General features: G+C 66.2%; 5 protein-coding genes. 3 read left to right on the top strand and 2 right to left on the bottom strand.

Translation table 11 applies throughout. The features are described 5' to 3' along the window. Window positions 1-120: 120 nt before the first annotated feature. Window positions 121-5,130 carry an NAD-glutamate dehydrogenase domain-containing protein gene (locus XnspCFBP7698_RS02585; protein ID WP_104579577.1) on the bottom strand — a complete coding sequence of 1,670 codons (5,010 nt, stop codon included), beginning with the start codon at window positions 5,128-5,130 and terminating at the stop codon, window positions 121-123. 277 nt (window positions 5,131-5,407) lie between these two features. Here XnspCFBP7698_RS02585 and XnspCFBP7698_RS02590 point away from each other — a divergent pair, with 277 nt between their 5' ends. The 3 genes from XnspCFBP7698_RS02590 to XnspCFBP7698_RS02600 are packed head-to-tail and all read left to right on the top strand — an operon-like array spanning window position 5,408 to window position 10,581. After that, window positions 5,408-6,067, top strand: a complete 660-nt coding sequence (locus XnspCFBP7698_RS02590; RefSeq protein ID WP_104579576.1) for a TetR/AcrR family transcriptional regulator — start codon at window positions 5,408-5,410, stop codon at window positions 6,065-6,067. Window positions 6,068-6,081: 14 nt separating this feature from the next. Next, on the top strand, window positions 6,082-7,398 hold the full coding sequence (locus tag XnspCFBP7698_RS02595) for an efflux RND transporter periplasmic adaptor subunit (protein WP_104579575.1): 1,317 nt from the start codon (window positions 6,082-6,084) through the stop codon (window positions 7,396-7,398). Between the two features lie 12 nt (window positions 7,399-7,410). Then, entirely contained in the window at window positions 7,411-10,581 is a 3,171-nt protein-coding gene (locus tag XnspCFBP7698_RS02600; protein WP_039407364.1) for a multidrug efflux RND transporter permease subunit, read from the top strand. A gap of 288 nt (window positions 10,582-10,869) precedes the next feature. Here XnspCFBP7698_RS02600 and XnspCFBP7698_RS02605 read toward each other — a convergent pair whose 3' ends face one another. Then, window positions 10,870-11,862, bottom strand: a complete 993-nt coding sequence (locus XnspCFBP7698_RS02605) for a LacI family DNA-binding transcriptional regulator (protein WP_104579574.1) — start codon at window positions 11,860-11,862, stop codon at window positions 10,870-10,872. Between the last annotated feature and the right edge of the window lie 25 nt (window positions 11,863-11,887).

The raw sequence follows: 11,887 nt of genomic DNA on the forward strand, positions 1-11,887 counted from the left end.
GCGTCGGCACAATCTCCGTGACACGAAAAAGGCCGCCCGAGGGCGGCCTTTCTGGTTTGCGTCGTGTCACGCCACCAGGCATGGCGGAGCCTTAGCGCCGCCTTCCTGCGAGGACCGCGCTTACACCCCGTGCGCGGCCAACTGCCCAAGCCGCTGCACTGCCACCGACACGGTCGGGTAGTCCAGGGTCTTCTGCTCGGCCACATCGGCGAGCATGGCCAAGGTGAAGCGCAGGCTGGAATCGTCGCGCGCCAGCCAGTTGGCCACCTTGTCCTCGGCACTGCTGCCGGGCATGGTCAGCACCTGGCCTACCAATGCGCGCTGATGCGCGGCCAGTTCGTCGCGCAGCACGCCACGCGCCACCGCATGCCAGCGGCCGTTGACTTCCAGCGCGTCGATCTGCTCGAACAACCACGGCAGCCGCAGCGCGTCGCCCAGGCGGAAATGCACCTTGGACACTTCTACCGGCTTGAGCTTGCGGGTGCGCGCGGTTTCGATGATGTCGAACGCCGGTTCCAGGTAGCGCAACTCGCACAGCTGCTGCGCCAGTTGCGGCGGCAGTCCCTTGTCCTGCCATTCCTGCACGCTGGCTTCGTACAGCGGTCGCTGCGTATCGGACAACACGCCCGAGGCGACACGGATGTCGTTGAACGGGCCGTGGTAACGCTCCACCGCCGCCGTGATGCCCGGCATCTGGCCCGGACGCAGCAGCAGCCAACGCACGAACGAGCGTTGCAGGCGCCAGATCACTTCCAGTGCATCGATCTGCACCGACTCGGGCACCTTGCCGTCCAGCGCATCGATCTGCGTCCACAGCGCGCGCGCATCCAGCGTTTCGCGGCTGATGGTGTAGGCCTTGGCGACCTCGGCGATGCTGCGGCCGGTGTCTTCCTGCATGCGCATCAGGAAGGTGGCGCCCATGCGGTTGATGGTGGTGTTGGTCACCGCAGTGGCGATGATTTCGCGCTTGAGGCGGTGACGCTCCATTGCATCGGCGTACTTCTTCTGCAGCGGCTGCGGGAAGTACCGCTGCAATTCCTTGGACAGGTACGGGTCTTCGGGGATGTCCGATTCCAGCAGCTGCTGGAATGCCACCAGTTTGGAGTACGACAGCAGCACCGACAATTCCGGACGCGACAGGCCCTGCCCGCGTGCCTTGCGTGCCGACAGCTCGGCATCGGAGGGCAGGAACTCGATCTGGCGATCGAGCAGGCCCTGCAGTTCCAGCGTGCGGATGAAGTGCTGCTTGGAGCCCAGCCGCTTGACGCTCATGCGTTCCATCAAGCTGATCGCCTGGTTTTGCCGGTAGTTGTCCCACAGCACCAGGTCGGCCACTTCGTCGGTCATCGACGCCAGCAGCGTGTTGCGCGCGTCATAGGTGAGCTTCTTGGCCTGCACCATGTCGTTGAGCAGGATCTTGATGTTGACCTCGTGGTCGGAAGTGTCCACGCCGGCCGAGTTGTCGATGAAGTCGGTATTGAGCAGCACGCCGGTCTGCGCGGCTTCGATGCGACCCAGCTGGGTCAGGCCCAGGTTGCCGCCCTCGCCCACCACCTTGCAGCGCAGCTCACCGCCATTGACGCGCAAGCCGTTGTTGGCGCGGTCGCCTACATCGGCATGCGATTCGCTGGATGCCTTGACGTAGGTGCCGATGCCGCCGTTCCAGAACAGGTCCACCGGCGCCTTGAGGATGGCGTTCATCAGCTCGTTGGGCGAGAGCTGCTTGACGTTGGACTCCAGACCCAATGCCTCGCGCACCGGCGCGCTGATGTCGATGGACTTCAGGGTGCGCGGATAGATGCCGCCACCGGCGCTGATCAGCTTGGCGTCGTAGTCCGCCCAGCTGGAACGCGGCAGCTTGAACAGGCGCTCACGCTCGGCGAAGGACGCAGCTGCATCCGGCGACGGGTCGAGGAAGATATGCCGGTGGTCGAACGCGGCCAGCAGGCGGATATGCCTTGAGAGCAGCATGCCGTTGCCGAACACGTCGCCGGACATGTCGCCGATGCCGACCACGCTGAAATCCTGGCTCTGGCAATCGCGCCCCATCGCACGGAAGTGGCGCTTGACCGACTCCCACGCACCGCGCGCGGTGATGCCCATGCCCTTGTGGTCGTAACCGACCGAGCCGCCGGAGGCGAACGCATCGCCGAGCCAGAAACCATGATCCAGCGCCAGCCCATTGGCGATGTCGGAGAAGGTCGCGGTGCCCTTGTCGGCGGCGACCACCAGGTACGGGTCGTCCTGGTCGTGACGCACCACCTGCGGCGGCGGCACGATCTTGCCGCCGACGATGTTGTCGGTGATATCGAGCAGGCTCTGGATGAACAGCTTGTAGCAGGCGATACCTTCGGCCTGGATCGCGTCACGGTCGCCGCCCACCGGCGAGCGCTTGACGTAGAAACCGCCCTTGGCGCCCACCGGCACGATGACCGTGTTCTTGACCATCTGCGCCTTGACCAGGCCCAGCACCTCGGTGCGGAAATCCTCGCGGCGGTCGGACCAGCGCAGGCCGCCACGCGCCACCGCGCCAAAGCGCAGATGCACGCCTTCCACACGCGGGCCATAGACGAAGATCTCGCGATACGGACGCGGCTTGGGCAGGTCCGGCACCCGCGCCGAATCCAGCTTGAAGCTGATGCAATGGGCGTGCTTGCCGTGCTTGTCGGTCTGGTAATAGTTGGTGCGCAGCGTCGCATCGATCACATCGATGAAGCTGCGCAGGATGCGGTCTTCGTCCAGGCTGGAGACGCGGTCCATCAGCTTCAGCAGCGTGGCGCGGGTGGCTTCCTGCTGCGCGGCGCGATCGCCGCCACGTGCCTCGAGCACCGGCTCCAGCGCCTTGAGCGTGGCCTCGTCGCCGGCGGCCAGCGCAGACAACTCTTCGCGCAGGCGCTCCTGGCCGGCAAAGATCTGCGCCTTGGTCTCGCTGCCGGTGGACGGGTCGAAGCGCGCTTCGAACAGTTCCACCAACAGGCGCGCCAGCAGCGGGTAACGGGTGAAGGTGGCTTCCACGTAGGCCTGCGAGAACGGCACCGCCGTCTGCAGCAGGTACTTGCAGTAGCCACGCAGCAACGCGACCTGACGCCAGTGCAGGCCGGCGGCCAGGATCAGGCGATTGAAGCCGTCGTTTTCCGCATCGCCGTTCCAGATGCGCTCGAAGGCTTCACCGAAGCTGGCATCGGCGTTGGCCGCGTTGATCTTGCCGGCGGTGGATTCGACCTCGAAATCCTGGATGTAGACCGGCGTTTCGCCCACCTGCAGCCGATACGGCCGCTCGGAGATCACGCGCAGGCCCATGTTTTCCATCATCGGCATCGCGTCGGACAACGGAATGTCGTCGAGCTGGCGGTATAGCTTCAGGCGCAGGCCTTCGCCGGCATCCAGGCGCATGCCGTCGTCGCGACGGATTTCCTGCAGGCTCAGATGCAGATCGTCCGGGCCATCCAGCGTGGCCAGGTGCTCGACATCGGACACCGCCGATTCGATCGACGAATCTTCGATGTAACCGGCCGGCAGCGCGCGGCCGAAATTGGCCGCCATGCGCAGGCCATTGGCTTCGCCGTGGCGCGCCACCAGCGCCTCGCGCAGGGCGTCGCGCCAGTTGCGCAGCAGGTGCGCCAGGCGCGATTCGAGTTCGGTGGTATTGAACTCCAGTGCTTCGCCGCTCTTGGGGCGCACGATCAGATGCAGCTGCGCCAATGGCGATTCGCCCAGCACCACGCTCGAATCGATGTACTCGCCATGCAGCGCGTCCTTCAACAGGCCTTCGATGCGCAGGCGCACGTCGGTGTTGAAGCGCTCGCGCGGGATGTACACCAAGGCGGAAATGAAGCGGCTGTATTTGTCGCGGCGCAGGAACATGCGGCTACGCACACGCTCCTGCAGCCCCAGGATGCCGATCGCCGTGCGGTACAGCTCTTCTTCGTTGGACTGGAACAGCTCCTCGCGCGGCAGCGTTTCCAGGATGTGGCGCAACGCCTTGCCGCTGTGGCTGCTCGGGGTCAGCCCCGACTTGCTCATCACGTATTCGTGGCGTTGGCGCACCAGCGGAATTTCCCACGGGCGGCGGTTGTAGGCGCTTGAGGTGAACAGGCCCAGGAAGCGCTGCTCGCCGACGATGCGGCCCTTGGCGTCGAATTCCAGGATGCCGATGTAATCCATGTAGCCAACGCGGTGCACGCGCGAGCGCGCATTGGTCTTGGTCAGGATCAAGGCGTCCTTGAGCTTGGACGAGGCATTCAGGCCATGCGCGGCCAAGGTGGTCACCGGGCGCGCCGGCGAGGTGTCGTGGCCGCGCATCAGGCCCAGGCCGGTCTCTTCCACCGGGGCCAGCACGTCCTGGCCGTCCTGCTTCTCCACGCGGTATTCGCGGTAGCCGAAGAAGGTGAAATGGTCGGCGGCGGCCCAGCGCAGGAACTCCTGCGCCTCGTGGCGGCTGATGTCGTCGATGGGCAGGCGGCGGGTGGCCAGGTCGTCGGCCAGCATCACCATCTTTTCGCGCATCGCGGCCCAGTCCTGCACGATGGCGCGCACCTCGGCCAGCACCTTGCGTACCGCCGCTTCCACCTGGGGCATCTCATCGGCCGGCTGGCGGTCGATCTCCAGCACCATCAGCGATTCGCTCTTACCCTCGCCCACCGCGGTCAGCTTGCCGGCCTTGTCGCGCGCGATGCGCAGCACCGGGTGGCCCAGCACGTGCACGCCGATGCCCAGGTCCGACAGGGTCATGCTGACCGAGTCCACCAGGAACGGCATGTCGTCGTTGACGATCTGCAGCAGCGTATGCGGCGACTCGTAGCCGTGGCTCTTCAGGGTGGGGTTGAACACGCGCACGTTGACCGTGCCGGCCTTGCGCACGCGGGCAAACTCCAGCATGTCCGACGCCAGCGCCGCCCATTGCTCGGGCGGGTGATTGGGGAACTCGTCTTCTTCCATGCGCCGGTAGAAGTCGGCGGCGAACGCCTGGACCTCGCCCTGGCGGGCCGCCGGGTAGCGCTTGCGCAGTGCGGCAAACACCGGCTCGAGGGTGACCGCCTGCGGTTCGGTGGCAAGCACGGGGACGGCACGTTCGGCGACCGGTTTGACCGACGTCGTGGACGATTTCGGAGCGGCTTTCTTGGCTGTCATGAGAGCGCTGGGATGCTCGGTAGGAAAGCTGAATTGTACCGATGGACCGTGACAACGCCTTGCTGCATAGCACAAATGCTCAGCGCCCCGCAGGCATCGCGGGGATGCAAAAGCCGTATGGGTCTGAAGTTTCCCGCCGCTGCCCGGCCGGGCGCCGCCGCCGATCGCCAGATCCGGCAAAGTCCGGCGCGACGCTTGGCACACAAGGCGTTGTGCAGACCGGACGGCCTACGTCAAGGCTGTTTAAAAACTAAACTGGACGGTATAGTCTACCGCCATGACCCCTCGTTCCCCCCGTGCTGCCCGGCGTTCGGACTGCGATCGCCGCATCCACGCTGCCGTGCATACCTTGCTTGCCGAACGCGGAATGCGGCTGAGCATGGACGCGGTGGCCGAGCGCGCCGGCTGTTCCAAGCAGACGCTCTACAGTCACTACGGCTGCAAGGAGAACCTGCTGCGCGATGTGCTACAGGACCACGTGCACCTGGCCACGGTGCCGTTGGACGCGGTCTCCGGCGATCTGCGCGAGGACCTGCTGGCCTTTGCGCTGGCCCATCTTGACCGTCTGAACAGCCCAGATGTGCTACAGACCTGTCGTCTGCTGGAAGCCGAGTCGCATCGGTTCCCGGATCAGTCCCGGCAAGTTTTCCACGAAGGCGTGGTCGGCATGCAGCGACGTCTGGCGCATCGCTTCGAACAGGCGATGGCGGCCGGCCAGCTGCGCCATGACGATCCGCACTTCATGGCCGAGCTGCTGCTGAGCATGATCGTCGGGCTGGATTTCGATCGCCAACGGTTTCAAGTTCCCCATCGCGCCGGCCTACCCGCCAGGCAGCAGTGGGCGCAGTTCGCCGTCGACACCTTTATGCGGGCGTTTGCCGCGGCACCTGCCGCGCCTGCGCCGGCCCCGCTTTCTTTTCTCACTTCAAGACCCTAACGGAGTTCCTCCTGATGATTGCCCCGCTCCGCACCTTCGGCCTGGCCTTGGCCATCACCGCGGCGCTCGCTGCCTGCAGCAAGCCCGAACAGCAGCAGGCGCCGCCGCCGCCGGAAGTGTCGGTGCTGGAAATGAAGCCGCAGACGCTGCCGCTGGAACGCGACCTGGTGGGCCGCCTGTCGGCGTTCCGCTCGGCCGACGTGCGCGCCCGCGTGGACGGGGTGCTGCTCAAGCGCCTGTACACCGAAGGCACTGACGTCAAGGAAGGCCAGCCGCTGTTCGAGATCGACCCGATGCCGCTGCGGGCCACCCTGCTGCAGGCCCAGGGCCAGCTGGCCGCGGCCGAAGCGACCTATGCCAATGCCCAGATCGCCGCCAAGCGCGCGCGCAGCCTGGCGCCGCAGCAGTACGTCTCGCGCGCGGACATCGATAACGCCGAAGCCACCGAACGCTCCTCCGGCGCCAACGTGCAGCAGGCGCGCGGCGCGGTCGAGGCCGCCCGGATCCAGCTGGGCTTCGCCAGCGTCACCTCGCCGATCACCGGCCGCGCCGGCATCCAGCGGGTGACCGAAGGCGCCCTGGTCGGCGCCGGCGAAGCCACCTTGCTGACCACGGTCGACCAGATCGACCCGCTGTACGTGAACTTCGCGATGAGCAGCGAAGAACTGGCCTCGCTGCGCCAGGCCCAGAGCAGCGGCAACGTGCAGCTCAGCGGCGACGGCAAGTCCACCATCAACGTGGAACTGGGCAACGGCACCCAATACCAGCACCCCGGCACCCTGGACGTGTCGGCGGTGACGGTGGACCCGAGCACCGGTGCGGTGTCGCTGCGCGCCACCCTGCCCAACCCGGAACTGTCGCTGCTGCCGGGTGCCTTCGTCACCTTCAAGGCCAGCCTTGGCCAGCGCAACAACGCCTATCTGGTGCCGCAACAGGCGCTGCAGCGCGATGCGACCGGCGCGTATGCGCTGGTGCTGGGCAAGGACGGCAAGGTGGTGCGCAAGAACCTTACCGTGGACGGCCAGCAGCAGGGCCAGTGGATCGTGACCGGCGGCGTGGCACCGGGCGACCAGGTCATCGTCGATGGCGTGCAGAAGGCCAAGGAAGGGCAGCCGGCCAAGGGCGTGCCGTGGGACCCGAACAAGCCGGCCGCAGGCGGCCAGCCCGGTCAGCCGGGCGCTCCCGGCGCGGCACCCGCCGCAGGCCAGGCCGGCAATACGCAGGCCGCACCGGCCGCCGACGCGGCCGATGCCGCGGCACCGGCGGCGCAGGAGCAGCCCAAGCAGGACGCGGCCGCGCAGCCGGCCGACTCCCAGTCCAAGCAGCAGTGACGGAACCCGGACATGCCTAAGTTTTTTATCGAACACCCGATCTTTGCCTGGGTGGTGGCGATCCTGATCTCGCTTGCCGGCGTGATCTCGATCCTCAATCTGGGTATCGAGTCGTACCCCACGATTGCCCCGCCGCAGGTCACCGTCACCGCCAACTTCCCCGGCGCCAGCGCCGACACCGCCGAAAAGGCGGTCACGCAGGTCATCGAGCAGCAGCTCACCGGTATCGACCACCTGCTCTATTTCAACTCGTCGTCGGCGTCCAACGGCCGCGTCACCATCACGCTGACCTTCGAAACCGGCACCGACGCGGATATCGCGCAGGTGCAGGTGCAGAACAAGGTGTCGCTGGCCACGCCGCGCCTGCCCTCGGAAGTGACCCAGCAGGGCGTGGTGGTGGCCAAGGCCAACGCCGGCTTCCTGATGGTGGCGGCACTGCGCTCGGACAACCCGTCGATCGACCGCGACGCGCTCAACGACATCGTCGGTTCGCGCGTGCTCGAGCAGATCTCGCGTGTACCCGGCGTCGGCAGCACCAACCAGTTCGGCGCCGAGTACGCGATGAACATCTGGTTGAACCCGGAGAAGCTGCAGGGCTACAACCTGTCGGCCACCCAGGTGCTGACCGCGGTACGCAACCAGAACGTGCAGTTCGCCGCCGGTTCGGTCGGCGCCGACCCGACCCCGCAAGGCATCAGCTTCACGGCCACGGTGTCGGCGGAGGGGCGTTTCAGCTCGCCGGAAGAGTTCGAGAACATCATCCTGCGCACCGACAACAATGGCGCCACCGTGCGCCTGAAGGACGTCGCACGCGTCTCGGTCGGCCCCAGCAACTACGGCTTCGACACCCAGTACAACGGCAAGCCCACCGGTGCGTTCGGCATCCAGCTGTTGCCGGGCGCCAATGCGCTGAACGTGTCCGAGGCGGTCGGTGCCAAGCTCGACGAACTGCAGCCCACCTTCCCGCAGGGCGTGAGCTGGTTTGCGCCGTACGAGTCGACCACCTTCGTGCGCATCTCCATCGAGGAAGTGGTCCACACGCTGGCCGAAGCCATCGTGCTGGTATTCCTGGTGATGCTGCTGTTCCTGCAGAACTTCCGCGCCACGGTCATCCCGACCCTGGTGATTCCGGTCGCGCTGCTGGGCACCTTCTTCGGCATGTACGCCATCGGCTTCACCATCAACCAGCTGACGCTGTTTGCGATGGTGCTGGCGATCGGCATCGTGGTCGATGACGCGATCGTGGTGATCGAGAACGTCGAACGCATCATGAGCGAGGAGCATCTGGAGCCCAAGGCAGCCACGCAGAAGGCGATGACCCAGATCACCGGCGCGGTGGTGGCCATCACCGTGGTGCTGGCGGCGGTGTTCATCCCCTCCTCGCTGCAGCCCGGTGCGTCCGGTGCGATCTACAAGCAGTTCGCGCTGACCATCGCCATGTCGATGGGCTTCTCCGCGTTCCTGGCGCTGACCTTTACCCCGGCGTTGTGCGCCAGCTTCCTCAAGGCCACCCATTCGGACAAGAAGAACTGGGTCTACCGCACCTTCGACAAGTACTACGACAAGCTGGCGCACCGCTATGTGGGCGTGGTCGGCCACACCTTGAAGCGCTCGCCGCCGTGGATGATCGTGTTCGTGGTGCTGGTGGTGCTGTGCGGCTTCCTGTTCACGCGCATGCCGAGCAGCTTCCTGCCCGAAGAAGACCAGGGCTTTGCGGTGGCGATCGTGCAGCTGCCGCCGGGCGCAACCAAGATCCGTACCAACGAAGCCTTCGCGCAGATGCGTGCGGTGCTGGAGAAGCAGCCGGCCGTGGAAGGCATGCTGCAGATCGCCGGTTTCAGCTTCCTGGGCTCGGGCGAAAACGTGGGCATGGGCTTCATCCGGCTCAAGCCGTGGGAAGAGCGTGACGTCACTGCCGAGCAGTTGATCCAGCAGCTCAACGGCGCCTTCTACGGCATCAAGGGCGCGCAGATCTTCGTGGTCAACCTGCCCACCGTGCAGGGCCTGGGCCAGTTCGGCGGCTTCGACATGTGGTTGCAGGACCGCGCCGGTGCCGGCCAGGAGGCCTTGACCCAGGCGCGCAACATCGTGCTGGGCAAGGCGGCGGAAAAGGCCGACACCATGGTGGGCGTGCGCCCGAACGGGCTGGAAAACGCGCCGCAGCTGCAGTTGCACGTGGACCGCGTGCAGGCGCAGTCGATGGGGCTGGATGTCAGCGACATCTACAACTCGATCCAGCTGATGCTGGCACCGGTGTATGTCAACGACTACTTCTCCGAAGGCCGCATCAAGCGCGTCAACATCCGCTCCGACGACCAGTTCCGCACCGGCCCCGAGTCGTTGCGCAACTTCTTCAGCCCGAGCACGACCGCGGTAGGCGCCGACGGCCAACCCGGGATGATTCCGCTGAGCAATGTGGTCAAGGCCGAATGGACCTACGCCTCGCCGGCATTGAACCGCTACAACGGGTATTCGGCGGTCAACATCGTCGGCAACCCGGCGCCGGGCGGCAGCTCCGGTCAGGCGATGACGGCGATGGAAGAGATCGTCAACAACGACCTGCCACCGGGCTTCGGTTTCGACTGGAGCGGCATGTCGTACCAGGAAATCATCGCTGGTAACGCGGCGACGCTGCTGCTGGCGCTGTCGGTGGTGGTGGTGTTCCTGTGCCTGGCGGCACTCTACGAGAGCTGGTCGATTCCGGTGGCGGTGCTGATGGTGGTGCCGATCGGCGTGCTGGGTGCGATCGTGTTCTCGATGCTGCGCGGTCTGCCGAACGACCTGTACTTCAAGATCGGCATGATCACGGTCATTGGTCTGGCTGCGAAGAATGCGATCCTGATCGTGGAATTTGCGGTGGAGCAGCGCGCAGCAGGCAAGACCCTGCGCGAGGCAACCCTGGAAGCGGCGCATCTGCGTTTCCGCCCGATCCTGATGACCTCGTTCGCGTTCATCCTGGGTGTGCTGCCGCTGGCCATTTCCACCGGTGCCGGCGCCAACTCGCGTCACTCCATCGGTACCGGCGTGATCGGCGGCATGGTGTTCGCCACCGTGCTCGGCGTGATCTTCATCCCGCTGTTCTTCGTGGTGGTACGCCGCATGCTGGGCGACAAGCTGGACGAGCAGTCCAAGGAATATCTGGTCGCACAGAACGACTCGGGCACGCATCGCCCGGATCGTTGATCCCGGACAGGCCTAGAACGAAAAGCCCCGGCACTGCCGGGGCTTTTTTTGGCCTGCGCAACAGTGATAGCTCGTAGGAGCGCACCCGGGCGCGACGGGCATGACCGGTAACGCCCGTCGCGCCCGGGTGCGCTCCTACGATGGGGGGGGATTGGTGACATGCCGTGCTCGGGCAAGGCCGCACTGCGCGATCCGCAACACCCGCCAGGCACTTGTAGGAGCGCCCCTGGCGCGATGGGCTCCACCGATCCCCCCTCGCGCCCGGGTGCGCTCCCACGACGACGGCGGCTAGGTGCGCGGGCGCGCGCCGGTGGAGCCGCGCACCACGCAGCGCCCGGTCATGACCATGCGGCGGATCGGCAATTGCGGGCTACCCAGCCGCTCGAGCAGCAGCGACATCGCCGCGCGGCCCATGTCTTCGACCGGCTGTTCGACCACGGTGATGCCCGGTTCGACCAGATCGGTCCAGCGCTCGTTGTCGAACCCGGCCAGGGCCAGATCGTGCGGCAGGCGCAGGCCGGCGGTGCGTGCGGCCTTCAGCGCGCCCATCAGCAGCAGGCTGTTACTGGTGACGATGGCTTCGGGGCGGTCATCGTTGGCCAGCCACTGCTCCAGCTCGGCAATGGCCGCCTCGGCGGTGGGCGCCACTTCGCGATAATCCGGGCTCAGGCCCTGCGCGCGCATCGCGGCCAGGTAACCGTCGCGGCGCTCGGCCGCCGTGGTACTGGTGCTGCCGAACAACCCGCCGATGCGCCGGTAGCCCTGCCCCTGCAGGTGCGCCACCAGTTCGCCCATGGCCGCGGCATTGTCCAGCACCACGCTGTCGTAGCGGCTGCCGGGGCCGGCACGGTCGACCAGCACGGTGGGGTAATCCAGGGCCAGTTCGTGCATGCGCCCCACGGTGACCCGGGTCGGGGCGAAGATCAGCCCGGTGATGCGCTCTTCCTGCATCAGCTCCAGATACAGCGCCTCGCGCTCGGGATCTTCATCGGTATTGCACAGGGTCACGCGCATACCGGCACGGTAAGCGACCTCTTCCACCGAGCGGATCAGCGCAGTGAAGTACGGGTTGCGGATGTCGGCCACGATCACACCCAGGATGCCGGACTGCTGGGAGCGCAGCCGTCGCGCCATCAGGTTGGGGCGATAGCCGGTCTGGCGGACAGCAGCCTCGACCTTGGCCCGCACCTCTTCGCTCACCGGCCCGGTACCCAGGGCGCGCGAGACCGTGGACTTGGACACACCGGCCACCCGGGCCACGTCATTGATGCTGATACTCACTGGGACCGTTCCCGCTCCATTCGCG

This window comes from Xanthomonas sp. CFBP 7698 (assembly GCF_003600855.1).
GTDB classification, from domain to species: Bacteria; Pseudomonadota; Gammaproteobacteria; order Xanthomonadales; family Xanthomonadaceae; genus Xanthomonas; species Xanthomonas cannabis.

Coding starts and splice junctions, on each gene's coding strand:
- XnspCFBP7698_RS02585 (WP_104579577.1), bottom strand. CDS start 5,130: ATGACAGCCAAGAAAGCCGCTCCGAAATCGTCCACGACGTCGGTCAAA.
- XnspCFBP7698_RS02590 (WP_104579576.1), top strand. CDS start 5,408: ATGACCCCTCGTTCCCCCCGTGCTGCCCGGCGTTCGGACTGCGATCGC.
- XnspCFBP7698_RS02595 (WP_104579575.1), top strand. CDS start 6,082: ATGATTGCCCCGCTCCGCACCTTCGGCCTGGCCTTGGCCATCACCGCG.
- XnspCFBP7698_RS02600 (WP_039407364.1), top strand. CDS start 7,411: ATGCCTAAGTTTTTTATCGAACACCCGATCTTTGCCTGGGTGGTGGCG.